General features: G+C 49.8%; 13 protein-coding genes. 7 read left to right on the top strand and 6 right to left on the bottom strand.

Annotation, left to right across the window (positions count from 1 at the left end; translation table 11 throughout):
* Nucleotides 1–16 precede the first annotated feature (16 nt).
* Nucleotides 17–1,171, bottom strand: coding sequence for an ABC transporter permease (locus tag Q0577_RS22300; protein WP_298740275.1), 1,155 nt, complete (start codon nt 1,169–1,171; stop codon nt 17–19).
* A 118-nt stretch (nt 1,172–1,289) separates the two neighbouring features.
* Between Q0577_RS22300 and Q0577_RS22295 the strand changes: the two genes are divergently transcribed.
* A complete protein-coding gene (locus tag Q0577_RS22295) occupies nt 1,290–2,501 on the top strand; it encodes a glycosyltransferase family 87 protein (protein ID WP_298740274.1) in 1,212 nt (403 codons plus the stop codon).
* A 104-nt stretch (nt 2,502–2,605) separates the two neighbouring features.
* On the opposite strand, the gene Q0577_RS22290 is transcribed toward Q0577_RS22295, so the two are convergent.
* Nucleotides 2,606–3,739, bottom strand: coding sequence for a glycosyltransferase (locus Q0577_RS22290; RefSeq protein ID WP_298740273.1), 1,134 nt, complete (start codon nt 3,737–3,739; stop codon nt 2,606–2,608).
* Nucleotides 3,740–3,844: 105 nt separating this feature from the next.
* Complete coding sequence (locus Q0577_RS22285; RefSeq protein WP_298740271.1) at nt 3,845–4,645, bottom strand: alpha/beta hydrolase; 801 nt, start codon at nt 4,643–4,645, stop codon at nt 3,845–3,847.
* Nucleotides 4,646–4,842: 197 nt separating this feature from the next.
* Here Q0577_RS22285 and Q0577_RS22280 point away from each other — a divergent pair, with 197 nt between their 5' ends.
* The 4 genes from Q0577_RS22280 to Q0577_RS22265 all read left to right on the top strand — a co-directional run bounded on the left by Q0577_RS22280 (nt 4,843) and on the right by Q0577_RS22265 (nt 10,163).
* Nucleotides 4,843–6,636 (top strand): acyl-CoA dehydrogenase family protein, encoded by a 1,794-nt coding sequence (locus Q0577_RS22280; protein WP_298740269.1) that lies wholly within the window; start codon nt 4,843–4,845, stop codon nt 6,634–6,636.
* A 160-nt stretch (nt 6,637–6,796) separates the two neighbouring features.
* Nucleotides 6,797–8,536, top strand: coding sequence for an N-acetylmuramoyl-L-alanine amidase (locus Q0577_RS22275; RefSeq protein WP_298740266.1), 1,740 nt, complete (start codon nt 6,797–6,799; stop codon nt 8,534–8,536).
* A 172-nt stretch (nt 8,537–8,708) separates the two neighbouring features.
* Nucleotides 8,709–9,053 carry a carboxymuconolactone decarboxylase family protein gene (locus Q0577_RS22270; protein WP_298740264.1) on the top strand — a complete coding sequence of 115 codons (345 nt, stop codon included), beginning with the start codon at nt 8,709–8,711 and terminating at the stop codon, nt 9,051–9,053.
* Between the two features lie 75 nt (nt 9,054–9,128).
* Entirely contained in the window at nt 9,129–10,163 is a 1,035-nt protein-coding gene (locus tag Q0577_RS22265; RefSeq protein ID WP_298740262.1) for a 2-oxoacid:ferredoxin oxidoreductase subunit beta, read from the top strand.
* A gap of 78 nt (nt 10,164–10,241) precedes the next feature.
* Here the strand turns inward: Q0577_RS22265 and Q0577_RS22260 are convergent, their stop codons facing one another.
* Both Q0577_RS22260 and Q0577_RS22255 read right to left on the bottom strand, forming a co-directional pair.
* On the bottom strand, nt 10,242–10,883 hold the full coding sequence (locus Q0577_RS22260; RefSeq protein WP_298740260.1) for a LysE family transporter: 642 nt from the start codon (nt 10,881–10,883) through the stop codon (nt 10,242–10,244).
* A 129-nt stretch (nt 10,884–11,012) separates the two neighbouring features.
* Nucleotides 11,013–12,551, bottom strand: coding sequence for a GH3 auxin-responsive promoter family protein (locus Q0577_RS22255; protein ID WP_298740258.1), 1,539 nt, complete (start codon nt 12,549–12,551; stop codon nt 11,013–11,015).
* 165 nt (nt 12,552–12,716) lie between these two features.
* Here Q0577_RS22255 and Q0577_RS22250 point away from each other — a divergent pair, with 165 nt between their 5' ends.
* The gene (locus tag Q0577_RS22250) at nt 12,717–13,487 is read left to right on the top strand and encodes an inositol monophosphatase family protein (RefSeq protein ID WP_298740256.1); all 771 of its coding nucleotides are present in this window, start codon (nt 12,717–12,719) and stop codon (nt 13,485–13,487) included.
* A 12-nt stretch (nt 13,488–13,499) separates the two neighbouring features.
* On the top strand, nt 13,500–14,534 hold the full coding sequence (gene thiL / locus Q0577_RS22245; RefSeq protein WP_298740254.1) for a thiamine-phosphate kinase: 1,035 nt from the start codon (nt 13,500–13,502) through the stop codon (nt 14,532–14,534).
* Between the two features lie 20 nt (nt 14,535–14,554).
* On the opposite strand, the gene Q0577_RS22240 is transcribed toward thiL, so the two are convergent.
* The gene (locus Q0577_RS22240; protein WP_298740250.1) at nt 14,555–16,237 is read right to left on the bottom strand and encodes a glycosyltransferase family 39 protein; all 1,683 of its coding nucleotides are present in this window, start codon (nt 16,235–16,237) and stop codon (nt 14,555–14,557) included.
* Between the last annotated feature and the right edge of the window lie 5 nt (nt 16,238–16,242).

The following is a 16,242-nucleotide window of genomic DNA, read 5'->3' as shown; positions in this document are numbered from 1 at the left end:
TTAATCCCCCAAACCTTCAGCCCCTCTTTACATCCATCGCGTCACGGAGGCCGTTGCCCAGGAGGTTGAAGGCCAGTACCATCAGCATGATGGCTACACCGGGGGCCAGGGCCAGGAGCGGGTTATGGGTGATGATGAAGTTGTAGTTTTCCTTGATCATCAGTCCCCAGGAAGGCTGGGGCGGTTGTACACCTACCCCCAGGAAACTAAGGCCAGCTTCTACTACGATAGCAGTGGCAAAATTTCCTGCCGCCACCACCATTACGGGCCCCAGTATATTGGGCAGAATATGCTTTACTATGATACGTGTATGGCCATAACCCAGGGCGCGGGCGGCTTCTGTAAACTGCAGTTCACGGATGCTGAGCACTTGTCCGCGGATGATACGCGCCACCCCCACCCACATGGTGAGCCCTACCGCAATGAACACCTGCCAGAAACCTTTGCCCAGGGCCAGTGTAATGGCAAATACCAGTAGCAGGGTAGGTATAGACCAGATCACGTTGATCAGCCACATCACCAGATCGTCTACCCAGCCGCGAAAGTACCCGGCCACCGCTCCTAATAAAACACCAATGCTGAGGGATATAAGCACAGCGATACAGCCCACGCTGAGGCTTACACGAGTACCGATGAGCAGGCGGCTGAGGATGTCGCGTCCAAAACGGTCGGTACCCAGCCAGTAAGTTTTTGTGAGGATACGCTCCTGTATGATCTTCTGCTGTATGCTTTGCAGGGGCTCTTTCAGCGGCTGATCATGACCATACCATACGGTGGCCAGGCTGTAGCGTTCGGGGATGGTGGTTTCTTCATCCGCATATTTCTGTACAACCATATCATTGCCTTCAAAGCGGAAAGCACGTATAGGAACATACGTTAGCGCTGCTTCCTTTCCATACAGCAGGCGCTGAAAGAAACCGCCCTTTGCAACAGGACGTTCTTTTTGTATGGCCAGCATCGTGATATGGAAACCGGGGCGCTGGCCGCTTATCTCCAGCACCATACGGTTGGCATAAGGGGTGGAGTCCGGCGCTATCCAGTAAGCAGCCATACTTACCAGGATGGCGCATGTTATGAGACAGAGCCCCGCCATAGCGCCTTTGTTGCGCTGCAGGCGCCTCCATGCCTGGAGACTGAAAGAAGAGCGTATGTTATCAGTGCTGTTAGTCATGAGCGGTTAGCTGTTGGCAGGGCGCCGGCAGCAGGTCAGAAAACTAAGCATTTAAGTTAAAAAATATATATCATTGCCGGGCGGTAAGTTACAAACTCTGCGGACATTCATTCACCCTATGAACACACAAACACATTCGTCTACCGGCTTTGCGCGCTTCTTTGTTACAGTGGCCAGCAAACTTTCATCAGTGCCGGCGAAATATCTTTTCGGGTTCTTCATCCTCCTGGCAATTGGCATATCCTGCCATTCCTGGTTCAGCTCACAGGATATGGCGCAATGGACAAGATATAACAACTATGTGATCTTTAAACAATCGTTCTTTCACCTGGTACATTCGCAGGACCTGTACCCCGAGTACCCGGCAGAGCATTATGATGTATACAAATACAGTCCTTCGTTTTCTTTGTGGATGGGCGTCTTTGCCTGGCTGCCCGACCTGCCGGGCCTGATACTCTTTAACCTGATGAATATTGTAGTGTTCATCATCGCACTGCGTACACTGCCCCTCAGCAAACCCAGGCTGAGCCTGTTCCTGTTCTTTATACTGATAGAGGCCATGATCTCGCTGACCAGCTCACAGACCAATGTACTGATTGCGGGCCTCCTGATACTTGCCTGGCATTTCATGGAAGAAGATAAAGTATGGTGGGCTGCATTAATGGTCATGATCACCATCTACATCAAGATATTCGGTATTGTAGCGCTGGCGCTGTTCCTGCTATACCCATCCCGGTGGAAGGCCGCTATCGCCACCATTGTCTGGGCAGTAGTATTGGGCCTGATGCCGCTGCTGGTGATCACCCCTACCCAGCTGCAGTTCCTCTACAAGAGCTGGGGACAGCTGCTCACCATGGATCATGATGCTTCCACCGGTGTATCGCTCTACGGGTGGTGGCACACCTGGTTTGGTTTCAATATGAACAAACAGGTATTTGTACTGGCAGGCGCCCTGTTGTTTTGTGTGCCCCTGCTGCGTTTCAAAGCATGGGCACAACCGCTGTTCAGGCTGCACATCCTTGCATCCGTACTGATATGGGTAGTGATATTTAACCACAAGGGAGAATCTCCTACCTACATCATTGCCATGACCGGAGTTGGTATCTGGTATTTTACACAAAAGCAAACAGGCATCAATCTGGCTTTATTGCTACTGGCCCTTGTATGTACCTCTTTCTCCTCTACCGATCTTATCTTCCCTTACAAACTTGCCAGAACCTATGTAGAGCCCTTCGCCGTTAAAGCGGTATTCTGTTCCCTGGTGTGGTTCAAGTTGATTTGGGACAGTACCACTGGCAACGGTGCTGAATTAATAGGTAATAATGAATAATTATAGCACTTGTGGCACAGCGGGGTGCTTATCTCACATCCTGTTACTTATAACAACTAACGCCAATTGTATCACCTCCTGACAGCTGTCCCGCTATTGTTAATTTAATTAACGCGCCGCCCCTTCCACTGGTAAGACCCAAATTTCCCCAGCCATCCGGCTACCACAATGTAGGGAATGTGGAAGAGTTGTCCGGGGATAACCCAGCCAAGGAATTTTGTTTTGCCGAAGAAGCGGGCAATGGGGAACATGAAGCATAACTCTGTTATGATCTTGAAGAGCAGAGAGAGCAGCAGCCAGCGCCATACAAAGGGGAACAAAAGGGCGGCGATCCCCATAAAAAGCAGCGCAGCATTCCATAAATATACAATGGCCAGCATCCAGGTAAGGCGCTTATCATCGTATTTATCTGCCTTGGACGACCAGCGGATACGCTGTTGCATAAACGCAGGGAAAGTATCAACGGGGAGGGTGCGTACAATGGCGGCTTCATGCTTCAGGTAACCGATGCTGCCGGGAAATTTGCGGTATACCTTATACATAAGCAGCATATCATCGCCGGAGGCAATATTATCGATGCCTTTAAAGCCGCCCACTTCCAGGAAAGCTTCCTTTTCATAGGCCAAGTTGGCCCCGTTACACATGGTGCCGATACGAAGCTGGGCCACCGCACCGGTAATGCCCTGCATGTTCATAAAGTCAAGCGACTGCAGGATCTTGAAGAAATTAGTCTCCTCGTAAAAGCTGACAGGAGCGGCAATGAATTTAGGGCGGTGTGTTTCATAGAACTGCACCATCGTTTCTATCCACAGCGGCCCCATTACACAGTCGGCATCAGTGGTAACGATCAGCTGACCGCCTGCCTGGCCAATGGCCATTTCAATAGCTTTCTTCTTATAAGAGTTGAGGCGTTGTGTAATATCCAGGTGATCGCTGAGGCGCAGCAGTTTTATATTAGATGCAGGAAAGGAGTTTACCACCTGCGCGGTATCGTCTGTAGAAAAATCGTCTATCACTATCACTTCCAGCAGGTCTGCGGGATAGGTTTGCGACTGCAGCGCTGCCAGGAGGGGCGGCAGGTTGGCTGCTTCGTCGCGTGCGGGGATGATCACGGTAACGCGGGTACGCCCGCTTACAGGTGTTGAAGGAATAAATGCAGGGAGCTGCTTCCACCCAAGCGCGTACCAAAGCAGCAGCAGGCCGTAGCTTATACCCAGTAACGATATAGTAATGAGCAAGATATTCATGTTAATTTCCCGTCAGGCGGCCGTCAAAAGTATATCATTCTCTGTAAATATGCTACTTCAGCTGTTGCAGGTGGCGGATGTATAGTTTTATAGATATTATATCTTGGAAAGGATGGCGCTGCCTAATTCTTCGGATATGAGCTGGTGGCCTTTATTCAATATCACTATCTCACCGGGGAAAGTACCATCTACCAGGCGTTGCCCCACCACTGCAGGGATAATGCGGTCGTACCTGCCATAAAAAAGCAGGGTGCGTATATTATACTGCGCCAGCGACGCCTTGCATTTCTGCAGATCAGGCAGCATGCGCCGCATGCAGGTCCACACATTGTACACCAGCAGGCGTTTATCCAGCTTATCCATACTATGGAATGCAAACTTGTACACGCTCTCATTCAGGGTGCCCAGCTTACGCACCAGGGTAAGTAGCCTGAAGAACAGCTGTGGTTTATAGGTAACATATCTGAACAGGCGGTTACCCAGGGCAGTGCGGGTAACAAACATGTGCCAGGGGTTATTCTTAATACCATCGGGCGCCAGCAGTATCAGATGGCGCAGCCGCGGGGCCATTACAGGTACCATGGAAAGCGCCAGGCGTCCGCCCATGCTGTATCCCAGCAGGGAGAAATGGTGTTGCTGTTCTTTTTTGAGGATCCTCTCTATCAGCACCTGCAGATCCTGCGGGGTGAAAGGGCGGTTTTCCTGCCAGGTGGTCTGGCCGTGAAAAGGCAGATCGATCCCTACAATGGTAAAACGGCTACCCATATATTTTGCCAGGGGTACAAAGTGCATGGCGCTTTCTCCAAAGCCATGCAGGCATATCAGCAGCTGGGGCCCCGTACCTTCCCGGATACCGTGAAAGCGGCTACTGGCATATGTAAAGAAAAACGACGGCATGATAATCAGCGCAATTTTAATCAACTTTTGCCATTTGCCCCAAACTAAGTAAATTACGAAACACCGAACCCAACTCATGTTAAGGTTTGAAAGTTTAAGCGTTTGATAGCCGGAAGGATCACACACAGTAAGCCACCTTCAGACGCAAACCTTTAAACCTTCAAACGCTCAACGCTCAAACTAAAAAATTCGAGGTTATGGACACAACTGTTGAAAAGAAGGCTGCCCTGAAAGGAGCCGAATACCTGGTAAAGGAAAGCAGGCCGGAGGACGTATTTACCCCTGAAGATTTTTCTGAAGAACAGCTCATGATCAAAGAAATGGCAGAGCAATTTGTGACGATGGAAGTAACACCGTTGCTGGACCGTATTGACAAGCTGGAAGAAGGACTAATGCCCTCCCTACTGGATAAGGCGGGCGAACAGGGATTGCTGGGCGCTTCCTTCCCGGAGGCATATGGCGGACTGGGTAAAGACTTTGTGACCGCTACGCTGATCAATGAAGCATTAGGCTCAGGCCACTCTTTCTCTGTAGCCATGGCCGCACATACAGGTATCGGCTCGCTGCCTATCCTGTATTTTGGTACCGAAGAACAGAAACAAAAATATATTCCCAAACTGGCCAGCGGCGAAATGAAAGGCGCCTATGCGCTTACAGAGCCCAACTCAGGCTCTGATGCACTCAGCGCCAAAACCACTGCCAAGCTCTCTGATGATGGTAAATATTACCTGCTGAACGGACAGAAATGCTGGATCACCAATTCCGGCTTTGCGGATGTATTCACTGTATTTGCCAAGATAGACGGCGATAAATTTACCGCCTTCATCGTTGATAAAGACACCCCGGGATTCACGCTGGGTGCAGAAGAACATAAGATGGGCATCAAAGGATCCAGCACCCGGCAGATCTATTTCCAGGACGCTAAGGTACCTGCAGAAAATGTGCTGGGCACTATTGGCAAAGGCCACCTCATTGCTTTCAACATCCTGAACATAGGCCGTCTGAAACTTTGCGCCGCTGCACTGGGCGCCTGTAAACGCTCGCTTACCAGTACCATTCAGTACGCTACCACCCGCGAGCAGTTCAAACAGCCCATTGCCAATTTCGGCGCCATCAAACACAAACTGGCAGAAATGGCCATCCGTACCTGGATGTGTGAATCATCCCTGTACCGCACGGCCCAGCTGATAGAGCAGCAGGAACAGGAATTACTGGCTGCCGGCAAACCCTTTAACGAGGCTGTACTGGGCGCCGCAGAAGAATATGCGGTAGAATGCGCCATCCTGAAAGTAAACGGCTCTGAAGTGCTGGACTATGTAGTGGATGAAGGCGTACAAATACACGGGGGCAACGGTTTCAGCGATGAATACGTGATCTCCAAATCATACCGCGACGCCAGGATCAACCGCATATTTGAAGGCACCAACGAGATCAACCGCCTGCTTACACTGGACATGACGCTGAAACGCGCCATGAAAGGCAAGCTGGATCTTATGACGCCCGCCATGAATGTGATGAAGGAGCTGATGAGCATTCCTGAATTCGGCAACGATGATGAAACACCTTTTGCCGAAGAGAAAAAAATAATCAGCAACCTGAAGAAAGCCATCCTGCTGGTAGCCGGCGCCGCCGTACAGAAACTGGCCATGAAGCTGGAACAGGAACAGGAAGTGCTGATGAACATTGCCGACATGGCCATAGAAACCTTCACCGCAGAAAGCGGTTTACTACGCCTCGTTAAGCTCACAGATAAACAAGGCGAAAGCGCCGCCGCCCTGCAGGCTGATGCGGTTCGTACCTACCTCACCGATGCTGCCGACCGTATACATAAATACGGCAAAGACGCCATCAACAGCTTTGCAGAAGGCGATGAACAACGCATGATGCTGCTGGGGCTGAAGCGTTATACCAAAACTCAGCCTTATAACACCAAGGATGCACGCAGAAGAATAGCAGACAAGCTGATTGCAGAGAACAAGTACATCTGGTAAAGTTTGAAGTTTGAGGTTTGAAGTTTGAAGTTTGTTAGCAGTTAGATGTTTAAATAAGTGTCCGGCATTAAGTTTGAACGTTTAACTTTCAACAAACCTCAAACTTCAAAACCTCAAACTTTTAAACTTTTTGCATCTTTGCGCGTTAGTAGGGATCATTATGAAATTAGTGCATGGCCGGCTGTTGGGAGTAGCCGTTTTGCTTTGTGTATATCAGCTGGGTTACGGACAGGCTTTTATACATCTGAGCCAACCAACACGGGAACAAAACAATGTAAACAACGCTAAACAATATATTTCAGGACGCACCTGCAAAGGCTGCCGTTTACAGGTAAATGGCGACAGCGTTCATGTATATACTACGGGGTCTTTTGCCATCAAACAAGAGCTGAAAACAGGCAGAACACCCCTGGTATTAACTGCCACAGACGCCACCGGTAAAACCTATACAAAGCATATCACCTATTATTATCAACCCGTACCACCACCTGCACCTACCCCCGTTTTCAGGATAGACTATTTTACCATTACACCACAGGGCAACCTGCAGCTTACGGAAGGAGACACCCTGCGCATCAGAATGAAAGCCTTTCCCGGATGCCAGGCCAACTGGATCAATAACGCCCCCCTGCAGGAAGTGACTTCAGAGAACGGCACGCCCGGCTTTTATGAAGGCGCCTATGTGATCAAAGCATCAGACAGCCTGCTGAACGGCCGTATCAGGGTATCATTGCGCAACAGCAACGGCACCACGATTGTTAAGGAGAGCCCGCAACGCTACTCCTACATGCCGAATGAAGGCCTGTTCACCGGCCGTACCATCGACAATATGACCTACCTGACCGTTTCTCCACATGGCGATCGGCTGGGCCCCCAGAAGCTGGGCTACCTGGATGAAGGCGTATTGCTGCAGATCAGCGGCCGGGAAGGGAATTATTATAAGGTAAGACTGGCCGCAGGGCGTTTTGCCTATATACCCGAACCGCTGGTGGATACCGCCACCCTGGCTGAGCCTTCGCCCGTGAGCATCGTGAACCAGGCCCGGGTATGGGCAGATGAAGATTATGACTATGTGTCTATCCCCCTGGCCAACAAACTGCCCTATATCTCCACCCAGGAGGTACGGCCGGGCAGGATCATCGTAGACATATTCGGCGCCTATGCGGAGGCTGGTTTACAAAGCCAGATAGGCAGCACCCTGGAGATACAGCAGGTAGCCTGGCAGCAACCCGAACCGGAAGTATTCCGCACGGTGATCAACCTCCGGCACGCATTTCCCTGGGGATACAAAACCTATTACCAGGGCGATACGCTGACCATACAGGTAAAACGCACACCAGACAGCCTGCAGCTCAGGCACCTTACCATTGGGCTGGATGCAGGCCATGGAGGCAGCAATGTAGGCGCCCTGGGACCCGCCGGCGTTTATGAAAAAGAGCTTAGCCTGTCTATCACCATGCTGCTGAAGGCAGCGCTCGAAAAAAGAGGGGCCACCGTACTGACCACCCGCACCCGGGATCAGTTTGTAGCCAACGAGGAGCGCCTTTCCTATTACCGCCGTACAAACCCGGACCTGCTGCTGAGCATTCACCTGAATTCATCCATCAACCCGGTAGACATTAAAGGAACCGCTACCTACTATAAACATCCTTTCTGTGAACCCCTGGCCCGGGCTATTTATAACCGCATGCTGGAAACCGGCCTCTCGGGCTTTGGCTGTAACGGTGATTTCAACTTTATCCTGAACAATCCCACAGAGTTCCCGGATGCACTGGTGGAAACGCTGTTCATCAGCAATCCCGGCGATGAGGAAAAAGTGCTGGATCCCGCTTTCCAGGCAGCCATGGTGGAAAAGATCATACAGGGACTGGAAGATTATCTTGCTGCCGCAGGGCAATAAGCCGGCTCCGCATAATTTAAAGTTATCACCTATAACCTTTTATTATCCCTCGGAAGAGGCTTACTAGTCTACCCCCACAGTAGATTATTATATATTTGCAACAGGGTTCAAGCAACAAATAATCACTACCTTGCGTATTGAATGATTATTTTTGATAATGTAACCAAAGTATATGCCAGACCAGATCAGGGAATTTAACGATTACAGGGGCAGGATGAATGAGGTGATCCTTGGTAAGCAGAACAAGGTGATCAACCGCCTGTTTAACCTGGACACCAACACCTATATGGAAGGCGCACTCAGCACCAAGGTAAAGGAGATGCTGGGCCTGGTATCTTCCATGGTGCTGCGCTGCGACGATTGCATCAAATACCACCTGGGTAAATGTCACGAACAGGGCGTTACCACCGAGGAAATGTATGAGATCTTTGCCGTTGCCAATATAGTAGGGGGCACTATTGTGATACCGCATACGAGGCGGGCGGCAGAGTACTGGGAGCTATTAATTAATAATTAATAGTGAAGAATTAGTACTTACAGAACAGGTGTCAGGGGGAAGTTTTTAAATTTGCATACTATTTAATATCAAACGATGTCAACAACAACAATTGCCCCGCAGGCGTTAACGGCGAAGGATTTTGCAACGGACCAGGAAGTACGCTGGTGTCCTGGCTGCGGGGATTATTCTATATTAAAACAGGTTCAGACCATCATGCCGGGATTGGGAATTCCCCGGGAAAACATTGTGATCGTTTCCGGTATCGGGTGTTCTTCCCGGTTTCCGTACTATATGAACACTTACGGTATGCACTCTATCCACGGACGCGCTACCGCCATTGCTTCCGGCCTGAAGGCTACCCGCCCCGAGCTGAGCATATGGGTGGTAACCGGCGACGGAGACGGGCTGTCTATCGGTGGTAACCATACCATTCACCTGCTGCGCCGTAATTTTGACCTGAACATCATGCTGTTCAACAACCAGATCTACGGCTTAACCAAAGGACAGTACTCCCCTACTTCTGAAGAGAATAAGGTGACCAAATCCACTCCCTTTGGCAGTATAGACCATCCCTTCAACCCCCTGGCACTGGCAATGGGCGCAGACGCTACCTTTATTGCCCGCAGCATGGACCGCGATCCCAAGCACCTGCAGGAGCTGCTGAAACGCAGCCATGCCCATAAAGGGGCTTCCTTCCTGGAAATATACCAGAACTGCAACATCTTCAACGATGGTGCTTTTGAAATATTCACTGAAAAAGGCAGCAAACCGGAAGAAACCCTTTTCCTGGAACAGGGCAAACCGCTGATCTTTGGCGCACAGAAGAACAAAGGCATCCGCCTGGATGGCTTTAAACCGGTGGTGGTTGAGCTGGGCGCCGGCTACAGTGCTGACGACCTGTGGGTACATGATGAAGCTGATTTCTATAAAGCGCAGGTATTAACCCGTATGTTCGATGACCCGCGTATCGAGGGACACTTACCGCGGCCCTTTGGCGTGTTTTATCAAACCAGCCGTCCTACCTATGAGGATGTAATGGCACAACAGATAGCCGATGCAGTTGAGAAGAGAGGTCCGGGTAACCTGGACAAACTGCTGGCAGGAAACGAAACCTGGACCATCAGGTAGCAAGTAAAAGAAACAAGTAGCAATAAAAAAGGGAGCAGGTGGTGATGCCATCTGCTCCCTTTTTATTTCATTATCTTTTTAGTGACCGGTGAGCGCTGTTACGTCAAACAACACTTTATACAGCAGGATGAGACCGAACATTACCATACAGGCGCCCGCTATCCGATTCAGCCATACCACATTGTTAAGGGTGAGCTTATGGCGGATCTTATCGCTGACAAACACTTTCAGTATATCCATGGATAATACCAGGCTGAGGCACACGCCATACATCACGAAGCGATGGCTTACGGTGGTGGCGCTGTTGGCTACACATACGCCCAGCCAGAAAATAAGTACACCGGGGTTCAGGGTGTTCATCAGGAAACCGGCCAGCCATATTTTAAGATAGTCATGCGTACGGAACATTTCGGGCTTTTCTTCTCCGGTGCTGATCCTGATCTTCTTGAGAAAGAGGCCGTAGAGCCCCATGCCTACCAGCATGATGCCGCCTACAATACCAATGCTGCGCTTATAATCTTCCAGACCTTCGATAAAGGAAGTAGCCAGGTTGCCGATCAGTACAAACATAATATCGCTGAAAGACACGCCCAGCACAAAGCTGATACCGGCCTTAAAACCATTGTTGATACTATATTTGATAATGGCAAATATTACCGGGCCCACCGATACAGATAGAAATATTCCCAGTCCTAAACCTGCTACGATTCCTGCAACCATTTTCAGAAAAATTCAAATTCCAAATCCCAGATCCCAAAGCAAGATGAATGTCAGAAGGAAAAGCAATATGCATTTGGTTCAGACATCCATTTACTCCGAATTTGGAATTTGGAATTTGGTATTTGGAATTTATTTACCCACAGTTTTTGTTTCGAGGAAACTTTCCCAGTCTTTCAGCTTATCACCCTTCATCACCCTGGGAAACTTGTTCATAGCACCTTCCTTGCCTTTGCAACGCAGGTAGTCAATAAATATATCGTTTGGCAGCACTTCCACAAAGATCTCTTTCAGCGCGGAAGTTCTTTCTACTGCATAGTCGTCGTTTACTTCAGAGAGCGTCTGATCGATGATCTCGCGTATCTTGTTGCTGTCTACCGCGGTATCGTCTGTACCAATGTACCAGCGGTGGGCAAACAGGTTCTGATAAGGGAACCCGGCAATGGTAAATTCCTTTACCGTAATACCCAGCTTTTTCTGCACGGTATCAATGGCCTTGTTCATGTTATCAATGCTCATATGTTCGCCGCAGAGGCTCAGGAACTGCTTGGTACGGCCAACAATGATGATCTCATGCTCTTTAACGGAAGTGAACTTCACCACATCTCCTATCAGATAACGCCAGGCCCCTGCACAGGTGCTCAGCATTACGGCGTACTCTACATCTTCTACCACTTCGTGGATCATGTAGGATTTTGGATTGGGCTTCACCTCTCCGTCTGCATCAAAGTTCTCTTCATTAAAAGGAATGAATTCAAAAAAGATACCGGCATTCAGCACCAGCTTAATGCCTTTGGTACCCGGACGCGCCTGGAAACCAAAAGACCCTTCTGAGGCCATGTAGGTTTCAATGAATGTGATGGGCTTGCCCAGCAGTTTCTGGAAACTTTCCCGGTAAGGCTCGAAAGAAACCCCTCCATGTATATAAATAGCCAGGTTAGGCCATATCTCGTGAATATGCTTTACACCGTGGTATTTGATGATCTCTTCCAACACGATCTGCACCCAGGCAGGTACACCGCATACGGTACCTACATCCCACTGGGGAGCCTTACGCACGATGAGCTTGATACGCTGTTCCCAGTTTGGTTTTTTGGAGATCCGGCCGCCGGGCTTATAAAAGCGGCGGAACCAGCGGGGAATATTTTTGGCCTGTATACCGCTCATGTCGCCTTCGTAATAGTCGCCTTTTTCGTACAGGGAAGTAGTACCTCCGAGCATCAGGATACCTTTTTCAAAAGATTTAGGCGGAATATTGAAGTTGACCATGGAATACAGCTGCTTTACCCCTACTTTTTTCACGGTACGCAGCATGTCGCGGGTAACGGGGATATGTTTGCTGGCAGATTCGGAGGTGCCGGAGCTGAGGGCAAAATACTTGATCTTTTCTGGCCAGCTTACATTTTCCTCTCCTTCCAGGCATTTATGCCACCACTCGCGGTACATTTTATTGTAGTTGTGCACCGGGATACGGGCTCTGTACTGGTTTATAAAGCTTGGGCTATCCAGGATCTCCTGGAATTTATAGTGACGGCCAAACTGGGTGTGTTTTGCCTTCTCTAAGAGCCGGTGCAGTACCTGGAGCTGGTATTGGCGCGGTGTCCCTAACTTAACCGTGAATTGTTTACGGATACGGAGTGACCTGGATATAAGATTACCGATGATGGCCATTAATTTTCCTTCACATTATTTGAAATGCAAAAATACGGGAAATAAGTTGTTAGTTGCTAGTTGTCCGTTGTTGGTAGTAAATGCCTGAAAGATAGCGCTTCCTTCACTTAAATCACTGATAACTGACAACTAACAACTGACAACTAAATCTCCTACCTTTGCGACATGTTAAAAGCCACATTACTTAAAGCTACGGAGGCCGGTGGAAAGATCTTACAGCAATATTTTAACGGCAGCTTCCAGATAGACAGCAAAAGCACTGTAAATGACCTGGTTACAGAGGCTGACAAGCAGGCTGAAACCGCTATCCTGAGCGCTATCCGGGAAACCTACCCCGACCATTACATCCTCAGTGAGGAAGCCGGGGAGATCAGCACTCCTTCCAACACGAAATGGATCATAGACCCGCTGGACGGAACAGTGAATTTTGCCCACGGCATTCCCTTATGCTGTGTATCCATTGGCGTGGAAGTAGACGGCGAAGTGATCATGGGCGCCGTGTATAACCCTTTCATGAATGAATTCTTCTTTGCAGAGAAAGGACAGGGCGCCACCCTGAACGGCCAACCTATCCGCGTATCTGCAAAACCCGAGCTGGCAAAGGCTTGCCTGGTGACGGGCTTTCCATATACCTGGGAAGACGAGCCAAACGATCCTGTAGTGGTGTTTGGCCGCTTTATACGGCAGGGACTGCCGCTGCGCCGCCTGGGATCTGCCGCCATTGATCTTTGCTGGGTGGCTGCCGGACGTTTTGATGGTTTTTATGAACATAAGCTGAATGCCTGGGACTCTGCCGCAGGTTTCATTATCGTAGAAGAAGCGGGCGGAAAAGTGACCGATTTCAAGGGCAATCGCTTCTCTCCCCATCAGAAAAAAATCATTGCCACCAACGGGATCATTCATGATGAACTGCTGGCGGCCGTAAACGGTAAATAAATTTTTAGCGCAATGAGCGAAGAAAGGACAGAGGTCGGCTCCCTCGGGGAATTCGGCCTGATAGACTATCTCACAAGAAATATAGAAATTCAGCAGGCCAGCACCGTGCTCGGCGTAGGCGACGATGCGGCCGTAATAGACCATTTTGGCAAACAAACCGTGATCAGCACGGATATGCTGGTGGAAGGCATTCATTTTGACCTGGCATACACCCCCCTGAAACACCTCGGGTATAAATCAGTGGTGGTGAACCTGTCTGACATCTACGCCATGAATGCCACCCCTACCCATATCACCGTCAGCATTGCCTTCAGCAACCGCTTTTCCGTTGAGGCCCTCAGCGAATTTTACGATGGTGTTTATGCCGCCTGCGAAAGATACGGTGTAGACCTGGTAGGAGGCGATACCTCCTCTTCCCAGAAGGGATTTGTGATCAGCGTAACGGCCATCGGCGAAGTTGCCCCTGACCAGTTCGTAAAACGCTCTACCGCCGAAAAAGGAGACCTGATCTGTGTATCCGGCGATCTGGGCGCTGCCTTTCTGGGGCTCACCCTGCTGGAACGCGAAAAACAGGTACACCTGCAGCATCCTCAGCTGCAACCAGACCTGGAAAACCAGACCTATATCATTGGTCGTTTACTGAAACCGGAAGCCCGCAAAGATATTATTGAGTTCCTGGAGTCTTCGGAAATCAGGCCTACCGCCATGATGGACGTGAGCGACGGCCTCAGTTCAGAAGCCCTGCACATCTGCAAGCAAAGCAACCTGGGCTGTGTGATCTATGAAGACAAATTACCCATACATGATCAAAGCAGGCAGCAGGCAATGAAATTCAGCCTGGACCCCACCGCCTGCGCATTGAGCGGCGGCGAGGATTATGAATTGCTGTTCACCATTAAACAGGCGGATCATGAAAAGCTGTTACTCAATGAGCAGATCAGCGTGATCGGCTATATGACAGACATCAGCGAAGGAGCGCATATTATTACCAAAGGCGGTAATAAATTCAAGCTGGTAGCCCAGGGGTGGAATGCATTTGAACAATAATAGCTAACAGCTGCTACTCATTACTCTTCTACTTTTATTTTGATGCTTTCGCTGTTGTGGGTGGGCGGCAGTACGCCTGCGAATACACAGAATTTGAGCTGGTATTCGCCGGGTTGTTCGGGCATGGTTACTTCCATCCGGATCATGTGTCGCTGCAGCGCTTTGGTAAGGCTGATATCTGATCTTACCGGGGCTAATCCTTCTCTTTTACGCATAAACGCATAGCCCAATACCGCTTCGTGGGCGGTGTCTTCGGGTACCGGCTGATGGTAACCGCTACGCATCTTCAGTACGAAAGCCATACGCTCTCCCGGCTTTACCTGCAGCTTTTTCATGGCAGGCACCATCCAGATCAGTGAGTATGAATAGTATTGTGGCTGTATGTAATATTCCCAGGTGCCTTTTACCGTGTGTATACTATCGGTCACCGGCAATTCTGTTCCCGGCTGATAGGCAATCATTACCGGTTTGCCCCATAACTGTTCTTCGGTGTTCCAGTAATTGTATTGATTACGGCGGGCATAACGGCTGTTAACGCTGTAGGCCGGTTCTCCGTCTGAATAGAACATGTACTTGGAGGCCAGCTGGTAACTGTTCAGGAACACTACCGGTATGCCGGCGGCCTTATCTTCCAGGGCCTTTGCCCATTCGCGGTTATGATGGATCTCCGGGCGGATCTTTACCCCCGGCAAAAAATCCCAGGCCATATACACCCTTGTGATGAGCACTACTATCAGTGTGGCAATAGTGAGATAACGCAACAATTTCCAGGAGCCCCTGCGTCGGATAATGGCCTGGTGCGCCAGTATAACGGCTGGCGTAAACACCATCACCGTCCAGTTGGCCTCTACCCGGCCTTTAAAAGTGCTGAACAGGAAAAAGGCCAGCACACCTATCAGGCACACCTTGAGCGTACGTTCAAAACTGCTCTGGATGGGGCAGATAAAAGCATAGTACAATATCAGCCAGCCGGCAATTGGCCCGAAAAGCAATAGCTGTCCGAGGATATAGTCCAGTGAATACGAAATATGGTAACCCGGGGCATTCCTTTCAACCAGGTGGTACTGGATGGAAGGATAGCCGTGGCTGTACTGCCAGTAAAGGTGTGGCAGGTATAGCAGCGCAGTAATGATACACGCTATATAGAACTTGAATACCTGCAGCAGGCTGGGGGTGGATACCAGGGTAAAGAACACCAGCAATATCCCGTGATACTTACTGTAAAACATCAGGGCCATGCTCAGGCTCAGGAGCAGGGTATTCTTCCAGCTTTGCTGTTCGGTGAAACGCCGGTAAACCCAGAAATATAAGGTGGCAAAAAAGATCAGGGGTACATCGGGCACGGCCAGCATTCCGCCTATCTGCATGGCGCCCATCGCACCCATTACCAGGTAAAACAGGCGGTTATGCTTCTGAGGGATCAGTTCCCAGGTAAGCCAGAGGGTCAGCACATTGAGCAGCACCATCACTAAGCGTACTCCAAGCTCATTATGAAAGATAGCGTACCCTGTCTTTATCAGCAGCGCTATCATGGGCGGATGATCAAAATATCCCCAGTCCAGGTGGCGGGAATATACCCAGTAGTAGGCTTCATCATCCATCAGCTCTGTGAACCCTGCCTGCAATAAGCCCAGCAACAGCCAACCCAGTAAAAAGGAATACTTGTAATGATCTCTGGTTAAAAAACGCTTTAGTGCCGACATACAAT

The organism is uncultured Chitinophaga sp. (genome assembly GCF_937898475.1).
Lineage (GTDB): Bacteria > Bacteroidota > Bacteroidia > Chitinophagales > Chitinophagaceae > Chitinophaga.
Note: the sequence above shows the minus strand (reverse complement) of the source record. Positions and strands in the feature narration are given on the sequence as shown.